This window comes from Janthinobacterium kochi (assembly GCF_051380715.1).
GTDB lineage: Bacteria > Pseudomonadota > Gammaproteobacteria > Burkholderiales > Burkholderiaceae_D > Janthinobacterium.
The window spans coordinates 210,195-235,422 of sequence record NZ_JBNYXO010000003.1 but is presented as its reverse complement, the minus strand read 5'-3'; the positions used below and the strand labels follow the sequence as shown (position 1 = coordinate 235,422).

The window sequence follows — 25,228 nt, the reverse complement described above, 5'->3', positions numbered from 1 at the left end:
CCATTTGATATGCCCCCAGCAAATAAGAACACCGCAATGGACAGCGCATAACGATAGTCGGAAACATTCCTTCCAGCGACCTGCCCCGGCCTTTACTGTGGGCATGTGCCGACACCATCAGGAAGGGCCGCCATGTGCCAGTTACTCGCAATGAACAGCAGCAAGCCAGCAGCGCTGGGATTTTCCTTTGCCGGTCTTGCCGAACGGGGCGGACGCACGGACGAGCACCGCGACGGCTGGGGCATCGCCTATCATTCCAGTAGTGGCTGCACCTTGCTGACGGACCACCTGGCGGCCGTCGATTCGCCGCTGGCCGCCACCGTGCAGCAGCATCCCGTGAAGGCGAAAAACATCGTCGCGCACATCCGCAAGGCCACGCAGGGCCGCATCGCGCCGGAAAACACCCACCCGTTCGCCCGCGAACTGTGGGGCAAGACCTGGTCCTTCGCCCACAATGGCGACCTGAAAACCTGGCGCCCGCCCGCCAATGCCTACTACCGCGCCAGCGGCGACACGGACAGCGAACAGGCCTTCTGCCACCTGCTGGCCCGCTTGCGCACGCAGTTTCCCGCAGGTGAACCCACGCGCGCCGCGTTGCGCGCCGCCATCGGCGACGTGGCGCGCGAGCTTGCCATGCACGGCAGCTTCAATTTCATCCTGTCGGATGGCGAACTGCTGTTTGCCCACTGTTCCACGCATTTGCACTATGTAATACGCGAATACCCGTTTTCCGTGGCGCAACTGATCGACTGCGAGCGCAGCATCGACTTTCGCCAGCACAACCACCTGGACGACCGCATCGCCGTCATCGCCACGCATCCGCTGACGCAAAACGAGGATTGGCTGGCGTTCGCGCCCGGCGAACTGAAACTGTTTGCCGGCGGCACCTTGCTGCCAGCAAACGAAAGCGCACAGCCGGGCGTGTATATCCAGATCAGTTACTGAAGGGAAATAGTCAAAGTAAGGGAAAAGCCCGCCGCCGGATGGGCGGGCTGAAGTGCAGGTTAGCCGTCAGGCCGAATTGCAGTTGCAAAAGCGCTTGCGCTTGGGGTCGCCACTAGCGATACCTGCGGGATCAATCTGTTTCCAGCAAAAAACCGTTTCCACGCCATACGGCGAACGCACATTGCCCGCCTCGAGATACCCCTGCTTGACGAAAAAGGCCTGGCTGCTGGCCGTGCTGTGCAATTGCAGGGCCTTGATGCCCCACTCGCGCGCCTGCGCTTCCAGTTGCTCCACCAACTCCTTGCCGGCGCCGCGGCCTTGCGCCTCGGGCAGCAGGTAGCACAGGGCCAGCTTGCCGGCGCGCGTCAGCAAGCCGACGCCGACGACGGCGCCCTGCTCGACTGCGACCAGCGAAAAATTGGTAGGCGACGCAAACCAGCACGCCACCATCTGCGGTGTTTTATTGCCCAGCCAGGCTTCCAGGATGGCCGGATCGTCCCGATGATCGAGGCTGCAACATTCGACGATGGAGCGTCGTAATACGTTGCATGCCTCGAAAGCGTCGGTCGATGTTGCAATACGAATTTCAAGACTCATGTACGCTCACAAAATATTCCAGTTGCCGATGCAGACGGTTTTACCCCTGTATCGCGCCGTTCGACTATACACCAAGCAGCGCGATCGGGTTTTTTCGCGCCACGCCACAGGATGGTTTCGCCTATGACGGAACCCTTGCAGGCTAAGCCTTGACTGTCGTCTTGCCCACGAATCATTTCAAAAATCGATATCTGTTTTTCAGCAGAAACGGGAATCGGATCTAAGCATATTACGAAAAATTCGTTTCTTTTCCGGCCGGAATTTTAGACTATGCCTGTCTATTCTCACAACAAGAGTTCAACATGACCCATTCCAAGGCCGTATCGACTGGCGCAGCGACGCTCACCCAACGCTCGCGCCGCTGGTTCCTGGCCAGCGCCCTGGCCGCTTCGGCTACCGCCATGAGCCTGCCGATGGTCGCCAATGCGGCCGAACCCGTGGTCTTGCTGAACGCCTCGTACGACGTAATGCGCGAATTGTTCAAGGACGTGAATCCTGCATTTGTTGCTGATTGGAAAGCCAAAACGGGCGAAACCATCACCATCAAGCAATCACACGGCGGTTCCAGCAAGCAGGCACGCTCCGTCGCCGATGGCCTGGAAGCGTCCGTCGTGACCATGAACCAGGCCAATGACATCGATATCCTCGTCGACCGCGGCCTGGTGGTGGCCGACTGGGCCAAGAAATTCCCGAACAATGCGGCCCCGTTTTACTCGACCATGGTGTATCTGGTGCGCAAAGGTAACCCGAAACACATCAAGGATTGGGACGATCTGGCCAAGCCCGGCATCAAGGTCATCGTGCCGAATCCGAAAACCTCGGGCAATGGCCGCTACACCTACTTGGCAGCCTGGGGCTATGCTGTGAAAAAGGGGGGCAGCGAAGCGCAGGCGCGCGAGCTGGTGACCAAGCTGTTCAAGAACGTGCCCGTGCTCGACGGCGGCGGCCGCGGCGCCACCACCACCTTCACGCAGCGTGAAATCGGCGACGTGCTGGTGACGTTTGAAAATGAAGTGCAACTGGTGCGCGCGGAATTCGGCGACAACTTCGAAGTGGTGTATCCAAGCATCTCCATCCTGGCCGAGTCTCCAGTGGCCGTCGTCGACAAGGTCGTCGACCGCCGCGGCATCCGCAAGCAAGCCACGGCCTACCTGCAATACCTGTACTCGGAAGCAGGCCAGGAACTGGTCGCCAAACACTACCTGCGCCCCCGTTCAGCCACGGTAGCGAAGAAATACGCGGCCAGCTTCAAGCCGATCACCCTGTTTACCATCGATGACGTCTTTGGCGGCTGGAAACAGGCGCAAAAGAAACACTTTGACGATGGTGGCGAATTCGACAAAATTTATCAGAAGTAATCTGATCTGCATCAACCAACAACCGGGACTTGTCCCGGTTTTTTTATGGCGGTGCGCCAGCGTCCCACTCCAGTGCGCTAAACAGGCTGGCGATCTCGCTGCTGCGGCGTGTGCCCGTCTTGGCCAGGATCGCCTGGATCTGGCTGCGAACGGTACTGATGCACACGCCCTTGCGCTGCGCGTACTCGGCAGGCTCCACGCCGTCCGCCAGCGCCAGCGCCAGCGTCCACTCGGCGCCCGTCAAACCGCATGGGCGCTCGGCCGTGCCCGGCCAGTGCCGCCGCCCTGCGCGGAACAATGGCCGCAGGGACAGCATGACCATCGCCGCCCCATCGCCGGCACCGTCCTGTCCTATGCGCACGGGCAATGGCAGGACGCCAATTTCCAGCGCCGGCCGTCCATCCTCATCGCAGGCATACAAGGGAGCGGGACGGTGGCAGGCCAGCCCTGCGCACGCTTGCCGCACGCGTTGCGCCAGTTGCTGCTGCAGCTGGCTTGCGCGCACGTCCACGCTGCCGCCGCGCAAGGCAAGCAGCGGGCGCGTCGGGGGCATGGCGGCCAGCAGGCGCTGCGCCGCCTGGTTCATGAAGGCCAGCCGCAAACCCGCATCAACGAGCAAGATGGCGCGCGGCAAGGCATCAAGCCCCTCCCAGGCCAGCGCGCCATGCGCCTGGGCTTGCTGTGCCGTATCGCGCAGGCGAAACACCTGCGGCAAATGATCGAGCACGCGCTGCAACTGGCCGCGCGTGTTCCGATCATAGGGACCTTGGCCGGCGGCGCGGTGCGCCGACAGGATGGTGAGCGCGCCGTTGTCGCGCACGACGCCGCTGCATGAAAAGCGCACGCCCGCGCGCAAATAGAAATCCTGGAAATACTCGCTGCGCGCCACGGCCTGGTCGCTGAAATAGTCTTGCATCAAGTGCATGCGCCCAGGCGGCCTCTGGGTGAGGACCACATAGCCGGGATCGAGCGCGTGATAGTAGCGGCGGTAACCGTCCTCCCAGGCACTTTGGTCCAGCCCGGTCACATAGCCGCGCGACGGCACCGCGCCCGTTTCCGCCTTCAGGAAACAGCAGGCGACTTCACCGCCCGCCAGCCGGGCGAACGCGCGCATCGCCACGCTCCACTGCAGCGGTTCCAATGCCGCCCGGTAAAAGGCGGCGATGACAGGATCGGCGCCTTCTGTATTCACGCCCCCCTCCCAATAGCACCACATCCTTCATATGAAGGATGTGTACGCGCACCAAGCCATGCACCATGTTGTCAATGGCGGCGGCCTGCGGCGCTGTCGCCAGCCGATCAATGCAACCATCAACGTTCAAGGAGTCAGATCATGCCCGCCATACACACCAGCGTTTCCGACAATACTGTGTCGGCTCGCCTCACCCATACCTCTTGGCGCCTGGCAGTGAGCAGCGCGGTAATGCTGTCGCTCTCGGCCTGCGCCAATTTCAACACCATCGATCGCACTACGGCACTGCCCAAGCATGGCACTGCGATACATCTAGATGCGCCGCAACGCCTGGCATATGCCGATGCCGAAGGCGTGATCTGTGCCGAGCCTACCCCCGACGCCTTGCAAGCCTATATTTCATCGCTAGGCGCATCTGTCAGCACCGAAGGCAACGCAGCTTCGGTATCGAATGCGTTGCAGGCCAATTCGCAAAGTATCGGCCTGCATTCGCAATCGATCACCTTGATGCGCGAGCATCTATTCCGTATCTGCGCATACGCACAAAACAATTGGCTTTCCGACGGCGATGTAATGATGCTCATGGCGCGCTCGCAGGATCTCACATTGGGAGTATTGGCCATCGAGCAATTAACGGGCGTGATGACTCCGCGCAAGACAGCCAAATTGCCGCTTTCAGACACGGAGGCCACCAAGCAATTGCAAAACACACTCGAACAGGCAAAACTTGATCTCAACGACAAGAAAACAGCTCTGACACAATTGAACGACACGGCAGGCACGCAAAACGCGCGTACCGGCGATCACCCCGACAGAGCGGCGCTTCTTGAACATCAGACCAAAGACGGCAAGAACAGTTCCGCGCCGACTGAGGTAATAGCCGCGCGACTGGCGGTGGTATCTGCCCAGGACAAGGTATCGTTACTGGAACGACAAGTCGAAGCAAGCAAGGTACAAGCCGGGTTTATGACCTTGCCCGATGAGAGCGGTAATCAGCTTTCTCCAACAGCAGCAGAGCATATCGCTAAGGCCACGGCGCATATCGTTGAGCAGATTTTGCAGAAAAATCATCTGACTGACATGTGCATCAATATGCTCAACCGCTTCAGTCGCAACAAGCAGCTGCCCGACAAATATATGGACATGATGGCGCGATGTGACCTCGTCCTTAAGAACGCGATCACGCACCTTGCTGCTACGCCTTGACGCACTTCCACATGAACCTTTTCGCATATCGATATGCGCATCGATTCGTGGTCAAAAGCGCGCGCGCGCCGTACTCTGGCCTTGTCGCGCCGCATGGCGTATTACAGGCACAAAGGAAACATCATGGCTATCTCGGAAGTGAATGTACGCAACCAGTTCAGCGGCAAGATCAAGGAAATCATCTTTGGCCCCGTGGTGTCGGAAGTGGACGTGGAAACGCCGCACGGCATCGTCACATCGGTGATCACCTCGCGCTCGATCAAGGACCTGGACTTGAAAGTGGGCAGCGAAGTCATCGCACTGGTCAAGTCGACGGAAGTGTCGATCGCCAAGATCCAGTAAGCGTTGTCCACCCACTGACGCCGCGCCCCTTGCCATCCGGCAGCGGCGCGGCGTTTGCATTGCAGGCTAATCGCGAAACAGATATGTAAACGTGCGGCTGACGGGCAGCTTTTCCGTGCTGCCACGCAGCAGGACCTGCATGCGCTCGGCATTGATGCGCTCGGCCGCCTCGATGGCTTTCACGTTGACCATGGTGCCGCGGTGGATTTGCCAGAATTGGTCGGGATCCAGGCCGCCCAGCAAATCCTTCAGCGGCGTGCGCACCAGCGCTTCCGAACCGGCCAGCACCACGCGCGTGTACTTGGTGTCAGCCTGAAAGAACAGCACGTCATCGATGTCGATCAGACGGATCTGCTTGCCCACGCTGGCCCTGATCCATTTCAACTTGTCGCGCGGCGGCGCTGGCAAGGCAGCGCGCAGCGAATGCAATAGATTGGCCATATCGGCTGGCTGCGCGCCCAGCTTGTCGCGCAGGCGGGCCAGCGTCCGCTGCAGCCGCTCGGCCTGCACGGGTTTCAACAGGTAGTCGACGGCACCGGCGTCAAACGCGTCAACGGCGTACTGGTCGTAGGCCGTGACAAACACCACGTGGGCGCGCTTGCCGATGCGCTCGGCCACTTCCAGACCCGACAGGCCAGGCATGCGGATGTCGAGGAAGACCACGTCCGGCTCGTGCTCGAGGAAACCGTCCCAGGCGTCGTTGCCGTTTTCCGCCACCAGCACGATGCGCGCCTCGGGCCAGGCCAGCGCCAGCATCGTCTGCAGGCGCTCGCGCATCAGCGGCTCGTCTTCGGCGATCAGGATGGTGGAGTTCATGCGGCAGGCTCCTTCAGGCTGGATGCAATTTTAATGGGCAACAATATGTCAGCGATCACGCCGCCCTCCTCTCCATCGCACACGGTCAGGCTGGCGGACGGATCGGACAACAGCAGCCGGCTGCGCACGTTTTCCAGGCCCAGGCCGCCTCCCGGCGCGCTGCCCGCGTCGCTTTCCGGCAAGCCCATGCCCGTATCTTGCACGCGCAGGCGCAGCATGCCGTCCACCCGCAACGCCGACAGACTGATCTCGCCACCGCGCAAGGACGGTTCAATACCGTGTTTGATGGCATTTTCCGCCAAGGTCAGCAAAATCATGCTGGGAATCGTCGCGTGTGCAAATTCGGCCGGCAAGTCCAGTGCATAGCGCAGGCGGGAGCCCATGCGCGCCTGCATCACGCGCAAATACGCGGCCACCATGTCGAACTCGCTTTGCAGCGGCACTTGCTCGCAGCGCATCTCGGCCAGGCTGGCGCGCAGGAAAGCGATCAGGTCGGCAGTCAGCGCCGCAGCCCTGGGCGCTCCCTGCTCGGCCAGCTGCTGCACCGCGCCCAGGGTATTGAACAGGAAATGCGGTTCGATCTGCGCGCGCAGCAGGCGCAGCTGCGACTCGCTCAATTCGCGCGCCAGGCGGTCGCGCTCGGCATCTTGCTGCAACTGCAGGGTCAGCGCTTCGTATTGCCGGTTGCGCCAAGTGGTCACGATCGCCAGCGGCACCATGTAAAACAAGCCTGCCACCAGCAAGGCGATGCCACCCACGCGCAGCAAGCGCTCGAAGGCCATGCCCATGGAACCGGTATCGCTCAAGCCGGCCAGCAGCACGCCGGTTGCCACCCCTGCCGCGCAGGTAGACACGATCAGCAAGAGTTTCTTGAACTTGTAGCGCACGGACCTGCGGTAATTGAACCAGACGCCCACCAGGCCCCACGCCAGCGCAAAACCCAAGCCGTTGCTGAAGACAAGGGCCTTGAGCAACTCGAACCTGGCCGGCAGCAGCAGGTGCAGGGCGACGCCGATGGCGCTGAACAGCAGCATCAGCTTGAACGCGGCAATGTAAAACCCGGCGCCACGGTACTTGAGCAGGAAACCGTGCAGCTGCTGGCGCTCGATCGGCGTCAGCCTGGCCAGCTTCATGGCGATGTAGCGGCGCGCGCGGCCCTGGACCTGCACCGCCATTTCGGGGTGTTTCAGCACCAGCAGCGATTCTTCGTCGATGCTGCGGTACCAGTCCGTATATTTTTTTAACACGATGCGTTCTCCGTGGTCTGTAATTCAGGCATGAACGCAGTCTACGGTGCCCCTGTTGCAGAGCATAGCGCCGGGCGACGAAGCACGAAGGGGCAGGCATCAACGACGAAGCGCACGCGGCCTGCCAGACCATCGCTGCTCATCTTGCTGAAATAATACGAAGTTTCCATAACGAAATCAATAAATACGCAACAATTTTCACTACGGCAAGATTAGCCATTTTTATTTGCCAAATTGGCTGCAACACCGCTTGTCACGGGCCTGTACCGTAGACATCGTTTGATCTTTAATGGTATTGTTTAAGCTTGGCAAATATTGCCTCCGAGATACACGCCGCGTCCCCGCGCGGCCCGCTTCCGGATTTGCGCGCAGCGCCCTTGATGGCGCCCCAAAACTGCTTTTCCACATACGATCCCATGCTCAAAAAAATGTTCGCCGCAGTGCTGATGACGCTTTCGACAGCGGCCATCGCCGTGCCCTTCGGTTCCCAGTCGATCCTGGTAGTCGAAGATGGCACAGGCAAAGTCTTGCTTGAAAAAAATTCCAACGTGGTGGTGCCCATCGCCTCGCTGACCAAACTCATGACGGCCATGGTCGTGCTCGACTCCAAGGCCAACATGCAGGAAGAGATCAGCATCGACCGCGAGGATGTCGACACCTTGAAACACAGCACCTCGCGCGTGCCCGTCGGCGCCACCCTGAGCCGCCACGACGTGCTGCAATTGGCGCTGATGTCGTCCGACAACCGCGCCGCCGCCTCGCTGGCGCGCACCTTCCCCGGCGGCCCGACGGCGTTTGCCGTGGCCGTCAACGCCAAGATCAAGGCGCTGGGCATGCGCCAGACCGTCATCGAGGAGCCGACGGGCCTGTCGCCGAACAACCAGTCGACGGCAGCGGATCTGGTCAAGATGGCCGTGGCCGCCTCGCGCTACCCGGAAATCAGCCGCATCACCACCGATTCGAAGGACGTGATCCAGATCAAGGGCCGCGACGTGGAATACCACAACACGAACCGCCTGGTGGGCGCCAAGGGCTGGGACATCGGCCTGTCGAAGACGGGCTACACGAATGAGGCGGGCCGTTGCCTGATCATGCGCATCAAGTCGGCCGGCAAGTTCGCCACCATGATCTTGCTCAATGCGCGCGCCAATTCCGTGCGCGCCATGGACGCCGTCAACATCCGCCGTCTGCTGGCGGCAGAGAACGGCATCGAAGAGCCGAAAGTGATGCGCGCGTCCGTCAGCCGGCACAAGAAGGCGCCGGTGAAACCATCGAAACGCCGCCGCGCCCGCTGAGCTATAAGTTAACCCCAGAGCTATTTCGCTTGCCGGTTGGTCATCACCACGCCGGCTATCGTCACCGCGCCGCCCACCAGCATCGAGACCAGCACCGGTTCGCCCAAGAGCGTCGCCGCCAGCACGATGCCGAACACGGGCACGAGGTTGTTGAACACGGCCGTACGCGATGGTCCCAGCGCTTTCACGCCTTCGTAATACCAGACAAAGCCGATCACCGTGCCGAACACGCCCAGGTAACCGATGGCGGCCCACACTTGCCAGCCAAAGCTGTGCCATGGCACGGTGGGGAATTCCACCACCGCCCCCACCAGCAAAAAGGCCAGGCCCCACATCGCCGCATACGTGGTTGCGGCAATCGGGCTCAAGCCCTTCAGCGCGACGCGGCCGATCAGCGTATAGGCGGCCCAGCTGGAAATGCCGCAAAACATGAACACTTCACCCATGCCGATGCCGCCGCCCGTACCATGCAACACGCCAGCGAGATCGCCGCGCGTGATGACGATGGCAGTGCCGCAAAACGCCAGCATGATGCCCAGCCACTTGAAGGAACCGAGCCGTTCGCGAAACAGCATGGCCGAGGCGAGTGCCGTGACGATGGGGTTCAGGGCCACGAACAGGGCCGTGCGCCCCGCCGGCATGCGCGACAGGGCCGCCAGGAAGCACAGGTTGTATAGAAAAATGCCCGTCAGGCCCAGCGCCGCCGTCGTCATCAATTGCTTACGATCCAGGCGCGGCAAGCCGCCTTCGAGTTTCCAGGCCAGCACGACGAGCAGCAGCACGGCCACGCCGAAGCGTCCGCTGGCAGCCGTCATGGGCGGCATCTGCTGCGCCAGCACGCGACCGGCGATAAAGGTGCCGCCCCAGAACAGGGCGACGAAAATCAGTTTGAGGTAGACGAGCGGCGATTGCACGGCAGGCAAGGCGGCGGAAGGTACGGCGGAAGTACGCATGGAAAGTCCTATGATGTCGCTTGTGCAGCGGACGCTGCACATATATATTAATACTAATATCAACTCATTAAATAATGAGTAAATACTCATACCATAGGAAAGCCACACCATGACCTTCACGCAACTGGAAATCTTTACCCTGGTGGCCGAACTGCACGGCTTTTCCGCCGCCGCCGCGCAGCTGGGCATCAGCCAGTCGGCCGTCTCGCATGCCTTGAAGGCGCTGGAAAAGGAAATGGGCGTGGACCTCATCGTGCGCCACCAGGCCTCGGCCGAGCTGACTGACGTGGGCCGCCAGTTGCTGGTGCGCGCGCGCGAAATCCTGGGGCTATCCGAAGCCATGCGCCAGGAAGCGGCCGATGTGCTGGGGCAGCGCCAGGGCAGCTTGCGCATCGGCTCGTTTGGCCCTACCTCGTCGTTGAATCTGCTGCCGGCCATCACGGCGCAATTCCGCCTGCGCTATCCGGGCATCACCCTGCGCATCGATGAAGGCGCCGACCATGAAGTGGTGCAATGGATACGCGAGCGCAGGGTTGACGTGGGCTTCGTCGTGCTGCCCGACGAGCGCTTCGACACGGCGCCGCTGGTGGAAGACCAGATGATGGCGCTGGTGCCGCGCAGCCATGCGCTGGCCAGCGAAACGGCCATCACCCTGGCGCAATTGTGCGAAGGTCCGTTCATCATGTCCGAGGCGGGCTGCGCCTGCCTGATCGAACCTCTGTTCGCCAACGCGGGACTGCAGCCGCACGTGCCCTACCGCATCAGCCAGGTGATCACCATCCTCGACATGGTCAGCCGCGGCGACGGCCTGTCCATCGTGGCTGAGCTGGCCCTGCCGCAGCGCTTGCGCGAGCAGTATCCGGAGCTGGTGGCCCTGCCGCTCAATCCGCCCGTCAGCCGAAAAGTGGGCCTGGCCGTGCGCGACCGGCGCCAGAACACGCCGGCCACCAACGCTTTTTTTGAGGTGGCGAAGCAGATGGCGCCGACCCTGGCGCCCCGCCGCGCTTGAACGCTGCTTAGAAAGTCTCCCACTCCTCGCTGCGTTCCGCCGTCTTGCGGCCGGCCGCTTTGGTGACCGGGCGGCTGGCGATGCGCGGCGCGATGGGCGCGCGCACCACGGGCCTGGCCAGCTGCGATGCTGGCGCCTGCCCGTCATCGAGCTTGAACACGCCCACCACCTGCGCCAGAGTGCTGGCTTGGTCTTGCAGGCTTTCGGCGGCCGCCGCCGCCTCTTCCACCAGGGCCGCATTCTGCTGCGTCACCTGGTCCATTTGCGCGATCGCCTGGTTCACCTGTTCGATGCCGGAACTTTGTTCGACGCTGGCGGCCGTGATCTCGCCCATGATGTCGGTCACGCGGCGCACGCTGTCGACGATTTCCTGCATCGTCGCACCGGCCTCGTCGACCAGGCGCGCGCCCGAATCGACCTTGCCCACCGAATCATCGATCAGCAGCTTGATTTCCTTCGCTGCGCCAGCGGATCTTTGCGCCAGATTACGCACTTCCGTCGCCACCACGGCAAAGCCGCGTCCCTGTTCGCCCGCGCGCGCCGCTTCCACGGCCGCATTCAAGGCCAGGATATTGGTCTGGAAGGCGATGCCATCGATGACGCTGATGATGTCGACGATCTTCTTCGATGAGTCGTTGATCGAGGCCATGGTATCGACCACCTGCGCCACCACTTGCCCGCCCTTGCTGGCCACGCCGGATGCCGATTGCGCCATCTGGTTGGCCTGGCGCGCATTGTCCGCATTCTGTTTCACCGTGCTGGTCAGCTCTTCCATCGAGGCGGCCGTCTCTTCCAGCGAGCTCGCTTGCTGCTCCGTGCGCGACGACAGGTCCTGGTTGCCGGCGGCGATTTCCGACGACGAGACTTTCACCGATTCGCTGGCCGTGCGGATTTTCACGAGCACGGCGGCGATCTTGTCGATGAAGCGGTTGAAGGCGCCGGCGATCTGCGCCAGTTCATCGACACCGGAAGCGTCGAGGCGGCGCGTCAAATCGCCTTCTCCGGAAGCGATATCGTCGAGCGCATCGCGCACCAGCTCCAGGCGCTTGAGCATCTTGAACACCAGCAGCGACAGCAGCAGCGCCGCCAGTCCGGTCAGCAGCGCGGCCGTGACGGTTGCCGTCGTCAGCATCGTCTGCAAGGCTTGCATGGCTTCCTGCTGATCGAGCACCACGGCCAGCAGCCAGTCAGTGCCCGCCACGCGCGTGACGTACAGCATGCCGTCGCGGTCATTCAGACGCACGGCCTCGCTTGTGCGCGTGCCTTCCAATCGGTTGACCTGCGCGGCCGACAGCGCCGCATCGATTTTTCCCACCGGCTGCAGGCTCAGGTCCTTGTTGGCATGGGCGATGATGGTGCCGCCCTGGTCGACCAGGAAGGCAAAACTGTGCGGCGTCGGCTTGATCGCCACCACGTTGGCGATCACCGTATCGAGCAGCACGTCCGCGCCCGCCACGCCAACCAGCGCCTCTTTTGGCCCCACGGGCCCCGTGAACGACACCACCAGCTTGTGGCTGGCCGCGTCCACATACGGCGGCGTCAGCATGGGCACGCCCGCCTTGATGGTGTCCGTGTACCAGGCACGCGCCGTGGGATCGAAGTCGGCCGGGCGCCCCGGATGGGTAAACACGGAGCGCTTGTCCGCGTAGCCGATGAACACTTCGGCAAAATCGCCGGCCTTTTCCGCGATCTGGAAGGCGCGCAGCGGATCGGGCGTCTCGGCCGACATCACGACGGATGCCATGACCTTTTTCTTGCCATCGACCCATTGCGCCAGCACGGCCGACTGGCTCTGCAGCAGTTGCTGCATCTGCTGGTCGGACGACGCCAGCATGCTGCTGCGCGTGGTGAGGTAATTGGCGACCGACAAGGCCAGCATGGACAGCACGACGATGGAAACGCAAATGAGCACCAGACGCGTGCGCAACGATGAAAACATGGTGTACTCCTTTGTGGTGATTTTTATGGTGTGAAGCAGAGGCCTTGCCACGCACACTCCGGCTCCATTCTCACACAAAAATCGGAACAATTTCACTCAATATTCGGAATACAACACATATATTTCCATGCGGAAACCTACCACCTCCTATCAATCCATCAGCCGAGCAGCCGCCTCAAGCCGCTGGCGCGCTGCGTGCGGCGCAGAATCGCGTCGAACAGCACGGCTTGCGTGGGCGAGACGAGGGTAAAAAAGTCGCGCGCGCGCGTGATGCCCGTGTAGACCAGTTCACGCGCCAGCATGGCGCCGCCTTCCTGCGGCAGCACCAGCGCCGTGTGGCGAAACTCCGAGCCTTGCGATTTATGCACCGTCATGGCGAACGCCGTCTCCACGTGGCGCAGGCGCGTGGCCAGCACGCTGCGCACGTTCTCGCCTTCCAGGAAATACACGCGCAGGGAGCCGGGCCGCGCAGGGTCGCGCAGGGTCAGTCCGATGTCGCCATTGAACACGCCCGTGCCATAGTCGTTGCGCGTGACCATCACGGGGCGTCCCACATACCACTCGCTGCGGCGTATGAGTCCATCCTTTTCCAGCCGCAGCTCGATGGCCGTGTTCAAGCCCGCCACGCCCCACTCGCCTTCGCGCACGGCGCACAGGATGCGGAACGATTCAAAGCTGTGCAGCACGGCGCGCACCCAGTCGTCATGCTGCCCATACGCTGCTTCACCGGCATTCACCAGTTCCAGGTAGGGCTGATAACCGCCCGGCGCCTCCGCACGTCCGCGCAAGGCCAGGCGCAGCACGTCCTCCTGTTGCGCCGGCACCGTCCACGCCAGTTGGCCGCCGCTATCGCTGACGAAACACGCCTTGACCAGATCGGGCCTGCCGCCATTTACGGCCAAGGCCAGCTCGCCGATCGGGCCGCTGAAACGGTGGCTGTGGCGCAGCATCACCGTCTGCTGCGCCAGCGCGCCGGCCGCTCCCGCGAAGGCGGGCGGAATGGCCACGCCGCTGGCCGCCTGCGCATACGCGATGGTGGCGTCCGTGTAGCCGCCAGCCTGCGCGTCGTGGCACAAGTCGCCCAGCACGGCGCCCGCTTCCACCGATGCCAGTTGATCCTTGTCGCCGAGCAGTATCAATATCGCCGCCGGCGGCAAGGCATCGAGCACCGAGGCCATCATTTCCAGGTGCACCATCGACGCTTCATCGACGATCAGCACGTCGACGTCGAGTGGATTGCCCGCGTGGTGGGCAAAGGCGCGCGTATCGGGCCGCGCGCCCAGCAAGCTATGCAGGGTGCGCGCGGCACCCATGCGCCGCGCCAGTTCCAGCAGGGGCAACGCATCGCCGGCCTTCGCCGCCAGCCCTTCGAGCGCCTTGTCGATCGACTGCTTCAGGCGCGCGGCCGCCTTGCCGGTCGGTGCGGCCAGCGCGATGCGCAGCTGCTCCGGCTGCGGCGAGACGGCAAACAGCAAGGTCAACAGGCTCGCCACCGTGTACGTCTTGCCCGTGCCGGGACCGCCCGTGATGATGGCGACCTTGCCGCGCAGGGCGATGGCGCACGCCACCTTTTGCCAGTCCGGGCCACCGTCTTTGGTCGGCTGATCGAACAGGATATCGAGCCATTGCCGCACCTGCGCCAGCGGCGGATTAGTCAAACTCAGCGCGCGCACGGCGATTTTCTCGCCGACCAGGGTTTCGTCACGCCAGTAGCGGCGCAAGTAAAGGCGGTCGCCCTCGAGTACCAGCGGCTGGCGCACATCGGCCGCGCCCACCTGCCACACCTGCGGCGCGCCGGCCAGCAGCGCGCGCCAGCCATCGACGCTGCCCGGCAGCGGACCGGAAACGGCCAGCACGCCATGCCACAGTTCCTCGCTCCAGCCCAGCAGTTGCGACGGTTCGTTGGCCAGCTCAAACAGCATCAAACAACTGTGCCCCCGCCCTTCCAGTTCGGACAGCACCACGCAGGCCACGGCCACGGCGGCGGCATTCGGCGCCTCCTCGTCCAGGCTGGCGATAAAACGGGCAAAAGCGGCGCTCAGGCGGCGCAGATGGCCCGCCTCGGCGAGGCCGTCGACATGGGTAAACAAAGCGTTCATCTGCTCATCAGGCTGCATGGTGTTCCGTTTCTTCTAACAGTTGATCGAGACCGTCCAGCAGTTCCAGTTGCGGCGCCAGCCAGTAGCAGCCATGCGTGTCCGCGTTCGCGATACCGCGCAGGAACAGGAAGATGGCGCCGCCCAGGTGCTCGGCCGGGTCGTACGCATCACCGAGCCGGCTTTTCAGCAGCCGGTGCAGGGCCAGCATATAGATGGCGCCCTGGATATCATAGCGGTGCTGCGCCATGCCGGCCGCCAGCGCTTGCGTGTGGTAGGCGGCGTCGTTGGCGCCCAGCGCATTCGACTTGTAGTCGAGCACCCAGTAGCGGCCATCCTTTTCGATGACCAGGTCGGCAAAACCTTTCAGCATGCCGTGCAGCTGGCGTCGCGGCAGCACGGGGCGCGGCGCGCCATCAAGCAGCAAGCGCGTGCACAGCTGGTCGAGCGCCCCCGTGGACAAATGCTCGCTGGGGAACCAGAACTCCATCTCGGACAGAGTGCTGCCCAACTGCGACAGCGAGGCATCGAGCAGCGGCAGCGGCGTGATGGCGATTTCCCTGAGCCAGGCGATGGCGTCTTCCTGGCGGTGGCCCCAACCCGCCCGCTCGCAGCGCGCAGCCAGGCGCGTAGTGAAATTGTCGTCGTGGACGCTGTCAAAACCTTCGCCGCCCATCCACTCGAGCTGCTCGTGCAGGAAATTGCCGGGCACGGAGCCGCGCGGGAAGCGGTGCCATGGCGCGTCGCCCATTTGCAGCGGCGAGGAAACTGGCACGCCTGCACCATCTTCCAGCAAGGTTTCTTCCAGCGCCCGCTGCGGCACGTGCGCGGCCGCCACGGCGCCGATCTGGCGCGTCAGCGAAGTAAAGCTGCCCACCGACCAGTCGCGCTCGAATTCGCCCACGAACACGGGCGCGGGCCGCAATGCGGGACGGCGCTCGATGCGATCCAGCACCGTGCAGGCGTCGGGCTGCGCCAGCGCGCTGACATAGATGGCGTCGCAGCTGCCCGCCACCTGCTGCCAGCGCAGCAAAAGCTGCTCCGCCGGCAGCTTGTCGCCGCCCGTCAGCATGTAGCCGAGCGCCGATTCGTGCAAGGTATTCTCACCCGCCTTGCGCGCCGCCTGGGCGGCCACACCCAACCACAGGAAATGGCGCGCGCGCGTCAGCGCCACGTACAGCAGGCGCAAGTCTTCATCGATGCGCGCTTCTTCGACCGCCGCCATGGCCTCGTCGGACAGCGACAAGTCGAGGCGGCGTTCGCCATCCTTGCCCGCATAGTCGAAGAAGCTGCGGTTGCGTTTATCCACCTTGCGCGCCGTCACGGCGAACGGCAGATACACGAGCGGGTATTCGAGGCCCTTGGACTTGTGCACGGTGATGACTTTGACCAGCTCTGCATCGCTTTCCAGGCGCAGCACGCGCTCGTCGCCACCCTCGCCTTCGCCGGCGATCTGCTCGGCCAGCCAGCGTATCAGCGCCTGCTCGCCATCGAGCTGGCGACTGGCCGATTGCAACAGTTCGGCCAGATGCAGCAGATTCGTTAAACGCCGCTCGCCGCCCGTTTGCTGCAGCAGCATGGCCGGCAGCTGCAATTCGTGGATGAAGCGGCGCAGCATGGCCAGCACGCCCTGGCGCTGCCAGATCAAATGCAGGGTCTTCAGTTGCTCGACGCGGCGCTCCCATTCCAGCTCGTCGCTCGACAGGCGCGCCAGCTCGCCCAGCGACAGGCCGATGGTACGTGTGGCAAACGCGGCGCGCGCCAGGCCCCCGTCGAGCGGATTGGCCAGCGCCGCCAGCCAGCGCAGCACGTCTTGCGCCTCCTCGCTGTCGACGACGGAATCCTTGTCGGACAGGTAGACGCTGGCGACCCGGCGGCGCGCCAGCGCGCGGCGGATGGCTGCCGCTTCCTTGCGGTCGCGCACGAGGATGGCGACGTCGGCCGGCTGCAGCCGCACGAAGCCATCGGGGCCAGCGAAACCGGCTTGCGCATCGCCCAGCATGGCGACGATGTGCTCGGCGCAATGCTGCGCGAAATACTCGCGGTAGCTGTCGCCGCGCAGTCCGTCATCGCTGGCGCAGGCGGCCAGCAGCGCCGGCAGCGGGCCGCTGGCGTTCACCAGGTGCTCGGCGCGGCCCTTGGCATCGACGGCTTCGAACGGCAGCGGGTTCTCGCCCTCTTTCCGGTAGCGGAAGGCACCAAACGGCACTTCCTCGCGCTCGGCATGCAGGAACAGCTGGTTGACGGCCGCCACCAGAGGCGCCGTCGAGCGGTAATTGGTGCCCAGCTGGTAGTGGCGTCCTGCCGTGGCGCGCCGCGCCGCCAGGTAGCTCTGGATGTCGGCGCCGCGAAAGCCGTAGATCGACTGTTTCGGGTCGCCGATCAGGAACAGACCCAGCGCCGGATCGTTGTCGGCAATGCGGTACAGCAGGTTGAAGATCTGGTACTGCGCCGGTGCCGTATCCTGGAATTCATCGACCATCGCCAGCGGATACTGGTCGACGATGCGCTGGCGCAGGGCCGCGCCGTTGTCGCCCGCCAGCGCGTCGTGCAGGCGCTGCAGCATGTCGGCAAAGCCGAACTGGCGCGACTGGCGTTTTAACTGATCCATGCGCCGCGCGATGGCCGCCGCCGCATGCAGGTGCAGCGTGTGCGCCAGCGGCGTCAAGGCCGCCAGGGCGATCCCCAGCGCCTCGGTATGCGCGAAGCACTCGGGCACCTGGGCCGTGAAACTCTTGGCAAACGCATCCTCGATGCCAAACGGCGTCAAGCGTTCCCACGCCTTGGCCGTGATGGCCGGCTGCAGCAAGAGCGGATCCTGCGCCCAGCGGCGCAAGCCGTCGAACCATTTTGCCAGGTTCTCCGGCTTCATCTTGACGCCGTTAAAACACTTGGGATTGGCGGCGCGGTGGTCGTTGATCCACGCGGCCATCCGGTCCACGCGCTCGACCCAGCCCGCCTTCAGGGAGGCCAGCTGCGCGGCCAGCGCCCGCTGTTCGCGCGCGATCAGCGCGGACAATGGTTCCTCGTGCGCCATGCCCATGATGTCCGCGCGGCGCGCCAGCTCGCGCGCGCCTTTCTTCAGCGCCCCCACGTCGGGCCAGCAGGCCAGCAGCACGTCGAGCGCCTGCGGCGGCAAGGGATAGACTTGCTGGCGCCAGTAATCGTGGGCCGCATCCTCGAACAGGGCTTGCTCGTCGCTGACCAGTTCTTCGTCGAACAGGCTGCCGCTGTCGAACGCATGCTCGCGCAGCATGCGCTGGCACCACGCGTCGATGGTGAAGATGGCCGCTTCATCCATCGTCTCGGCGGCCAGCATCAGCCGGTGCGCGGCCTTTTGCCGTTCGCTCTCGTCCGGATAGGATACCAGCAAGGCGTCGAGAAACGGGTCGCCGCCGCCGAACTCGTGGCGGAACTCATTGCGAAAATAAGCGGCCGCCTCGATCAGGCGCTCGCGCACGCGGTTCGACAATTCGCGCGTGGCGGCGCGCGTAAACGTCATCACCAAAATGTCGGCCGGCAGCAGCGGACGCGTAAAGCGGCTGTCGTCGTCGCCGTGTCCCAGCACGAGGCGCACGTACAACGCGGCGATGGTCCAGGTTTTACCGGTGCCGGCCGAGGCTTCGATCAGGCGCGAGCCGTGCAGCGGGAACGCCAGGGGGTTGAGCAGATGGCTCGTCATTGTTCTTCTCCCGCGCCATCATTGGGCGCGCTGATCGGGTCGATCGTGATGTGTTGTTGCAGCCAGTCGGCCAGCGGCCCATACAGCTCGCGCGTGCAGTCTTCCCATGCTTCCTCAAGAGCCAGCGCGGAAAACTCGGGCCACAGACGCGCCAGGCACAGTTCATCGCGCTCGCCCGAAATGTCGAAGCCGCCGTCATACACGGCGCGCGGGTCGCCCTGCTGCACCAGCGCCAGGCCAGTCTTGCACGCCGTGGGCAGCGGATGGTTCATGCCTTCGCGCCACAGCGCCAGCAAGGTGGCCAGCGCATCGCGCGACGTGGCGGGATCGAGCGGCGCCATGCTGACGATGGCGTCGCGCGCCACCAGATAGCCGGTGACGGGAAAGCCGAGGGCGGCGGCGGCCAGCTGGCGCAGCCACATCAGCATCAGCTTGTCGCCGCGCGCCAGGCCGCTCTTGTCCGTCACCTTCGAGGAAATCTGCATCAGCCAGGCCGTCTCCTGCCCGTTGCTGCACAATTTGTCGAGCCAGTCGTCGATCTGCAGCTCACCGAACGGCAAGGTGATGGCGCGCTTGTCGGCCGCCAGCGGGAAGGAGGCGCGCAGCGACAGCCACGCGCTGCGCACGGGCACCAGCGCCTCGACCAGCTGCGCCTGCACCTGCTGGCCGATCAGGCCGATGGGCAGCACGCCTTCGCGCGCCAGCTTCTGCGCGCGCGCTTGCAGGCTGGTACGCACGTCGTCCAGCGCTTCGACGGCGCCGCCGTCGTCGAGCATGGTGTCTTCCAGCAGATAGCGTTCGAGCGCATTCAGGCCGAACGGCTCTTCATCCTCGCCCAGCATGGCCGCGTCGGCAAAATACACGCTCAGGCGGCGGCGGAAAAAGTACTTGACGGGCTGGCGCAAAAAGCTGGCCAGCTCGCCCAGTTTCAAGCGCGTGCCGGGATCGAGTTCGTAGGGGCCCAGCGGCAGCGCGGCGGCCTGCGCCGCCGCATCGGCCGCATCGGCATGCGCCACGCGCCATTCGCGCGCGTAGGTCAGCAAGCCATCGGCCTCGAAATAGCGGCGGCTGAACGGCTGCAGCGCGTGCTCGGTCGTCAGGCTTGCCAAATGCCGGTCCAGCGACCAGCCGGCCGCCAGGTAATCGCGCAACTGCGACACCAGCACGGACGGCGGCTGCTCGGAATTGTCGCGCACATTGCGCCCCACCCAGCTCACATACAGTTTGTCGCGCGCGGCCAGCAAGGCTTCGAGCATCAGGTAGCGGTCATCGTCGCGGCGCGAACGGTCGCCCGGGCGCGCCATGCCTGGCAGCGCCAGCAAGTCGAAATCGGCCTTTTGCGCGCGGCGCGGAAAATCGCCATCGTTCATGCCCAGCAGGCACACGACGCGGAACGGCACGGCGCGCATCGGCATCAGCGTGCAGAAGGTGACGCCGCCGGAGACAAATTGATGGTTCAGGGTCGGCTCGTCCAGCGCGCCCAGCCACGCCACGCGCAGCACGGACAGCGGCACCTGCTCGACAAAGCCCGCATGCTCGCAGGTTTCCAGCCAGCCCTGCAAGGCGCCTTCCAGCTGCGCCAGGGTCAAACGGTCGCCTTCGTCGTCGGCATCAAAGAAGGCGGCCAGCAGCGCGCGCGCCTGCACACCCCATTCGGCTGGCGCGCGCGCGTTGGCCAGCACGCTGCGCCAGTGCAGCAGGGCCTCGACCAGCTGCGCCAGCGAGCCCGCCAGCGCCGCATCGAGGCCGCCCACTTCCGCATACGGCTCGATGCCGCCAAAGCTGGCGCCACTGCCGCTGGCATAGCCGAGCAGCATGCGCCGCACGCCGAAAATCCACGCATTCTGTTCCCCGGCCGCGCCCAGCCCCAGGCCGGCGCGGTGCGCCTGGTCCAGGCCCCAGCGCACGCCCGCCCCTTCGATCCAGGCGCCCAGGGTGGCCAGGTCGTCCGGCTGCAGGCCGAAGCGCGCCGCCAGCGCCGGCACGTCGAGCAGGTCGCGCACTTCGCTCTGGCGGCAGCGCTGCTGCGGCAGCTGCAGCAGCCATTCGAGCGCGACGAGCAGCGGATTGACGCTGCGGTCCTTCACGTCGCCGATCTCGAACGGGATGAAACGCTCGTCATTGCGCCGGTACTGGCCGAAGACAGCGTGGATGGCGGCCGTGAACGTGTCGATGTCGGGCACCATCACTACCACGTCGCGCGGACGCAAGCCCGTCTCGGCGCTGTGCGCGAACATGGCCAGCAGCTGGTCATGCAGCACTTCCACTTCGCGCTGCACGCTGTGCGCCACGTGAAATTCAATCGAGCGGTCGCCGGCCTCGGGCGGCGTTTGTTCGTGTTCCGCCAGCGGACGCAGTTCGCGGATGGCCACCTGCACCTGCTGCAACAGAGTCTCGCCCGTTTCCTCGCCAAACAGGTCGATGCGCAGGCTGTCGTCGCGCCCCTCGGCTTGCGCGTGCTCGTCGAATTCGTCGAGCATGCGGATGAAGTCGCGTCCTTGCCTGCCCCAGCTGGCCAGCAGCGGGTGGCTGTGCGCATGCAGTGCTTCCAGCGGAATCTGCGCCAGGTCGGTGCCATTGCGCTGCCGCTGGCGCTTGTTTTGCGCGCGCAGCAAGTCGCGCCCGTCGATGATGTCGCCCCAGTAAAACTGGCACGGGTTGGGCACGGCCAGCACCACCTGAGTGTGGCGCGCCAGCGCGGCCAGCGCCTGCAAGGTCTGGTACGGCAAGGCCGACACGCCAAACAGCACCACGCGACGCGGCAGCTTGCCGGCAGGCCGCTCGCCAGCGGCGATCGCCGCCAGGAAGGCGTCGTGGATGTCGGCGCGGCCCGTGGCGCGCTCAAACGGTTCCACGTCGGCAGCCACGGCGCGCCACAACTGCGCCTGCCAGCGCTGGTCTTCCTTCAAGGCGATGGAGTCGCCGCGCGCCGTGCGCAGCTGGTCGCGCCCAGCGGCCCAGTCGGCCAGCCAGTCGGCGCGGTAGACCTGGTACTGGTCGAACAAATCAGCCAGGCGCTCGGCCAGTTGCAGCCGGCGTTCGCTATCGCCATCGGCAAGGAAGTAGCGCAGCGGCGCAAACACCGGGTCGGCCAGCAAAGACGGTAAAAGACGCATCAAACGCCAGGTCAGCGGGGATTTATCGAACGGCGACACGCGCGGGACCCGCTCGCGCCCCAGCATGCCCCGGTAGCTTTCCCACAGCAGGCGCGCCGGCAGGGCGATGCGCGTGGCGGCGCACACTTTCATCTCCTCGGCCAGGGCGATCTTCAGCCATTCGGCCACGCCGTTTGACTGCACCAGGAAGATATCCGTTTCCAGGGGCGCCAGCGGATGCTGGCGCAGCCACTGGAAAACGGCGGCGCGCAGCTGTTCCAGCTGGTTGCCATGCAGGATGAGGAGGCCGGGCGTGACGGGAGTATGCATGCTGATCCGATGGGTTGCCGCATCCCCTGCCGTGTGGCCGGGGATGCAATACACGTATAAACGCGTATTATCGCCGCTGCCTGCGTCAGGGGGCGTCGCTGGCGGCAAATTCCAGTGAAATTTGTTCTGCCACCTGCGCCAGCGCCGGCTCCAGCGCCGCCAGCAAGGCGCGCGCCTGCGGCAGGTCGCCGCCCAGGCGCAAGCGTTCGATCGACGTGCACAGGCCGGCAAAAGCATGCGCGCCCACGGCCAGCGCCGACGATTTGCTGCGGTGCCCCAGGTCGGCCAGGCGGCCCAGGTCTTCCAGCGCCATGGCCTGCTCCATTTCAGCGATGCCGTCGCGCGCCGTATCGAGAAACAGCTGGGTGTATTTGCGCATCTTCACGGCGTCATTGCTGAACGTAAGCGCCAGCGTGGCCAGGTCGAGGATGGCCGTGTCGCGCAACTCCAGCAAGGCAGCCGATGGCGGCGCTTTCGGCACTGCCACCAGCCTGTCGCCCGCATGCGCACGGCCGATGCTGCCGATGCCGCCAATGCCTCCACGCAGGCGGAACCATTTCGCCAGCAGGTGAAACAGCAGATTCGGGGCGATCGGCTTGGTCACGAATTCATCCATGCCCGCCGCCAGGCAGCGGGCACGGTCTTCGCTGCCCGCATTGGCCGTCATGGCGATCACCAGCAGGCCGCTGAGCTTCGGGTCGGCGCGGATGCGGCGCGTCGCCTCGAAGCCGTCCATCTCCGGCATCTGCACATCCATCAGCACGCAGTCGTAGCGCTGGTGGGCCAGCAATTCCAGCGCTTCGCGGCCATTGCAGGCGACGCAGACGGTGGCGCCGGCATCCTCCAGCAATTCGCAGCCCACCTGCTGGCTGAAGACGTTATCTTCCACCAGCAGGATGGATGCGCCGCGGATCACGCCCAATACTTCGGGCTCCACTTCGGCGATAAGCTCGTCGCCCGCTTGCGCGCTTTTCTCCAGGCGCGCCGTGAACCAGAAGGTGCTGCCCTGGCCCGGCTGGCTGTACACGCCCACCTTGCCATCCATGAGTTCAACCAGCTGCTTGCTGATCACCAGCCCCAGGCCGCTGCCGCCATACTTGCGCGTGGTCGAGGGGTCGGCCTGGTGGAAGGAGCGGAACAGTTGCGCAACCTCTTCCTGCTTCATGCCGATGCCCCGGTCCTGCACCTCGAAGCGCAGCATGGCGTGGCTGCCGCGCTCCTCTGACTGGCGCACGCGCACGAAGATGCTGCCATTATCGGAAAACTTGATGGCGTTGCTGGTCAGGTTCAGCAAGACCTGCTCCAGGCGCAGCGGATCGCCGCGCCAGCGCTGCGGCAGCTCGGCCGCGATATCGAACTGCAGCGCCAATCCCTTGACGGCGGCCGCATCACCAAGCTGGCTGGCAATATTCGCCAGCAGGGTGTCGAGACGGAAGTCCAGTACTTCCAGTTCCAGCTTGCCCGCCTCGATCTTGGAAAAATCGAGAATGTCGTTGATCAGGCCCAGCAAATGCTGGCCCGAATGGAAGATTTTTTGCAGATAGTCACGCTGGCGCGCATCAGCCACCGATTTCAGCGCCAGGTGCGCCATGCCGATGATGCTGTTCATCGGCGTGCGGATTTCATGGCTCATGTTCGACAGGAAGTCGCTCTTGGCCTGACTGGCCGCGTCGGCCTGCTCCTTCAGGCGATGCAGTTCCGTCACGTCGGTGGACAGGCCGATCAGGCCCGTGACGGGACCAGGCAAGCCCAGCGGCACCTTCACGCTCCACAGGTGGTGCACCTGGCCCTGCGCATCGACGAAGCGCTCTTCGCCGACGAACTTGGCGCCGCTGTCGAACACCTGGCGCTCGGTCAGCTGCGCGGCGGCAGCTGCATCGCCGAGCATCAACTCGCCATCCTGGCGGCCGATCAACTGCTCCGCCGAGCGGCCCAGTATCTTCGCCGTGCGCGCATTCACGTAGCGGTAGCGCAGGTCGGCATCCTTCATGTAAACATAGGCATCGACGCTGTCGAGTACCGTATCGAGCAGGGTGCGCTGCGCCACCGCGTTGCGGCGCGAACGGTACAGGGTAAAGATATAGCCATAAATGAGCAGGGTGCCGGCCACGCCGACGGCCAGCGCCAGCCACGGAAAATAGCGGTCGAAGCTGCTGTACAGCTCCACCTTGCGCACGCGGAAATGGGCTTTCCATACGCCGCCCTGGTAGGCCACCGGCAGCACCTGGTCGAAATAAGCGGCATCGCTGCCCGGTTGCGGCGCCGCCGCCGCCAGGTCGCCGCCATCGTTGAACAGCAGGCGGTCCTGCGGCGTGATGCGCCATGCGCCATCGGCAGGCCGAGGTTCGGCCGCGCTGTACAGGGTCAGGTGCAGCGGCGCCAGGGCGCTGCGTTCGAGCGCGCTGTGCACCAGCTGCGCCACGCCAAAGCCGATGCCCACTGACCCCTGGTAGGCGGCGCGGCGCTCGGCCACGCTGCCTTGCGGCATGCCATTGCGGTACACGGGCAAGCGCATGCCCAGGCCCACATGCGCGGGCGGTCCCTTGATCATGATCACCTGGCCCGAGGCACTGACCTTGCCGGTGTCGCGCGCCTGCGCCAGGGCCTGCGCCACCAGCGGGTTGGCGCCGATATCGATGCCCATGCGTTCGCTCAGCAGGGAATCGGGCTCCAGGTAAGTGAGCACCGTGTATTCCGGCCGCTCGCCGGGCGGGCGGATGGTGAAGGCGGGATACCCTCCCGGCGCCAGGCTGGTGTCACGGCGTACATCGGCGACATAGGCCGCGCGCTGCGCCTGCGTCAGCGCCACCGCATAATTGAGCGATTCGATGGCGGGGAACTGGCGCACGATATCGAGGCCGGCTACATAATCGTGGAACTGGCGGCGCGTCAGCTGCTCGCTGGTGCGAAACAGCGCTTCGAGGCCACGCAGCAAGTCGGAATAGCTTTTTACGCGCGTGGCCAGACTATGCTGGGCGCCATGCGTGAGATTATCGAAACGCTGTTCGGCATCGTCATTGACCGTGCGCGCCGCGCCCGCATACAGGGCGCCGCCCACCGCCAAGGCCAGCAACAGGCCGCCTGCCCAAATTCTGATGCCTGATCCCGCCCCGCCCTTGCTCAAAG

General features: G+C 64.3%; 16 protein-coding genes. 6 read left to right on the top strand and 10 right to left on the bottom strand.

Features of this window, described 5'->3' with window-relative positions:
- The first annotated feature begins 132 nt into the window (after window positions 1-132).
- Window positions 133-945, top strand: a complete 813-nt coding sequence (locus ACQ4WL_RS08715) for a class II glutamine amidotransferase (RefSeq protein WP_436509349.1) — start codon at window positions 133-135, stop codon at window positions 943-945.
- Window positions 946-1,011: 66 nt separating this feature from the next.
- Here ACQ4WL_RS08715 and ACQ4WL_RS08710 read toward each other — a convergent pair whose 3' ends face one another.
- Window positions 1,012-1,542 (bottom strand): GNAT family N-acetyltransferase, encoded by a 531-nt coding sequence (locus ACQ4WL_RS08710; RefSeq protein WP_436509348.1) that lies wholly within the window; start codon window positions 1,540-1,542, stop codon window positions 1,012-1,014.
- A gap of 302 nt (window positions 1,543-1,844) precedes the next feature.
- Between ACQ4WL_RS08710 and ACQ4WL_RS08705 the strand changes: the two genes are divergently transcribed.
- Window positions 1,845-2,900 carry a sulfate ABC transporter substrate-binding protein gene (locus tag ACQ4WL_RS08705; RefSeq protein WP_436509347.1) on the top strand — a complete coding sequence of 352 codons (1,056 nt, stop codon included), beginning with the start codon at window positions 1,845-1,847 and terminating at the stop codon, window positions 2,898-2,900.
- 43 nt (window positions 2,901-2,943) lie between these two features.
- Here ACQ4WL_RS08705 and ACQ4WL_RS08700 read toward each other — a convergent pair whose 3' ends face one another.
- Window positions 2,944-4,092 carry a helix-turn-helix transcriptional regulator gene (locus tag ACQ4WL_RS08700; RefSeq protein ID WP_436509346.1) on the bottom strand — a complete coding sequence of 383 codons (1,149 nt, stop codon included), beginning with the start codon at window positions 4,090-4,092 and terminating at the stop codon, window positions 2,944-2,946.
- Between the two features lie 141 nt (window positions 4,093-4,233).
- Between ACQ4WL_RS08700 and ACQ4WL_RS08695 the strand changes: the two genes are divergently transcribed.
- A complete protein-coding gene (locus tag ACQ4WL_RS08695) occupies window positions 4,234-5,298 on the top strand; it encodes a hypothetical protein (RefSeq protein ID WP_436509345.1) in 1,065 nt (354 codons plus the stop codon).
- Between the two features lie 123 nt (window positions 5,299-5,421).
- Window positions 5,422-5,640: a TOBE domain-containing protein gene (locus tag ACQ4WL_RS08690; protein ID WP_099759594.1), complete on the top strand. Its 219-nt coding sequence runs from the start codon at window positions 5,422-5,424 to the stop codon at window positions 5,638-5,640.
- A gap of 66 nt (window positions 5,641-5,706) precedes the next feature.
- On the opposite strand, the gene ACQ4WL_RS08685 is transcribed toward ACQ4WL_RS08690, so the two are convergent.
- Both ACQ4WL_RS08685 and ACQ4WL_RS08680 read right to left on the bottom strand, forming a co-directional pair.
- Window positions 5,707-6,456 carry a LytR/AlgR family response regulator transcription factor gene (locus tag ACQ4WL_RS08685; protein ID WP_436509344.1) on the bottom strand — a complete coding sequence of 250 codons (750 nt, stop codon included), beginning with the start codon at window positions 6,454-6,456 and terminating at the stop codon, window positions 5,707-5,709.
- On the bottom strand, window positions 6,453-7,703 hold the full coding sequence (locus tag ACQ4WL_RS08680) for a sensor histidine kinase (RefSeq protein WP_436509343.1): 1,251 nt from the start codon (window positions 7,701-7,703) through the stop codon (window positions 6,453-6,455). The genes ACQ4WL_RS08685 and ACQ4WL_RS08680 overlap by 4 nt, the downstream gene beginning before the upstream one ends.
- A 416-nt stretch (window positions 7,704-8,119) precedes the next feature.
- Between ACQ4WL_RS08680 and ACQ4WL_RS08675 the strand changes: the two genes are divergently transcribed.
- Window positions 8,120-8,998, top strand: coding sequence for a serine hydrolase (locus tag ACQ4WL_RS08675; protein ID WP_436509342.1), 879 nt, complete (start codon window positions 8,120-8,122; stop codon window positions 8,996-8,998).
- 20 nt (window positions 8,999-9,018) lie between these two features.
- On the opposite strand, the gene ACQ4WL_RS08670 is transcribed toward ACQ4WL_RS08675, so the two are convergent.
- Entirely contained in the window at window positions 9,019-9,951 is a 933-nt protein-coding gene (locus ACQ4WL_RS08670; RefSeq protein WP_436509341.1) for a DMT family transporter, read from the bottom strand.
- 109 nt (window positions 9,952-10,060) lie between these two features.
- On the opposite strand from ACQ4WL_RS08670, the gene ACQ4WL_RS08665 reads away from it, so the two are divergent.
- A complete protein-coding gene (locus ACQ4WL_RS08665; protein WP_436509340.1) occupies window positions 10,061-10,960 on the top strand; it encodes a LysR family transcriptional regulator in 900 nt (299 codons plus the stop codon).
- A 7-nt stretch (window positions 10,961-10,967) separates the two neighbouring features.
- Here ACQ4WL_RS08665 and ACQ4WL_RS08660 read toward each other — a convergent pair whose 3' ends face one another.
- The 5 genes from ACQ4WL_RS08660 to ACQ4WL_RS08640 all read right to left on the bottom strand — a co-directional run bounded on the left by ACQ4WL_RS08660 (window position 10,968) and on the right by ACQ4WL_RS08640 (window position 25,175).
- Complete coding sequence (locus ACQ4WL_RS08660) at window positions 10,968-12,899, bottom strand: methyl-accepting chemotaxis protein (protein ID WP_436509339.1); 1,932 nt, start codon at window positions 12,897-12,899, stop codon at window positions 10,968-10,970.
- A 158-nt stretch (window positions 12,900-13,057) separates the two neighbouring features.
- The gene (gene recD / locus ACQ4WL_RS08655) at window positions 13,058-15,016 is read right to left on the bottom strand and encodes an exodeoxyribonuclease V subunit alpha (RefSeq protein ID WP_436509338.1); all 1,959 of its coding nucleotides are present in this window, start codon (window positions 15,014-15,016) and stop codon (window positions 13,058-13,060) included.
- A complete protein-coding gene (gene recB, locus ACQ4WL_RS08650) occupies window positions 15,006-18,677 on the bottom strand; it encodes an exodeoxyribonuclease V subunit beta (RefSeq protein WP_436509337.1) in 3,672 nt (1,223 codons plus the stop codon). The genes recD and recB overlap by 11 nt, the downstream gene beginning before the upstream one ends.
- Window positions 18,674-22,102 (bottom strand): exodeoxyribonuclease V subunit gamma, encoded by a 3,429-nt coding sequence (recC, locus tag ACQ4WL_RS08645; protein WP_436509336.1) that lies wholly within the window; start codon window positions 22,100-22,102, stop codon window positions 18,674-18,676. The genes recB and recC overlap by 4 nt, the downstream gene beginning before the upstream one ends.
- An 85-nt stretch (window positions 22,103-22,187) precedes the next feature.
- Window positions 22,188-25,175 carry a CHASE domain-containing protein gene (locus ACQ4WL_RS08640; protein ID WP_436509335.1) on the bottom strand — a complete coding sequence of 996 codons (2,988 nt, stop codon included), beginning with the start codon at window positions 25,173-25,175 and terminating at the stop codon, window positions 22,188-22,190.
- Window positions 25,176-25,228: the final 53 nt, after the last annotated feature.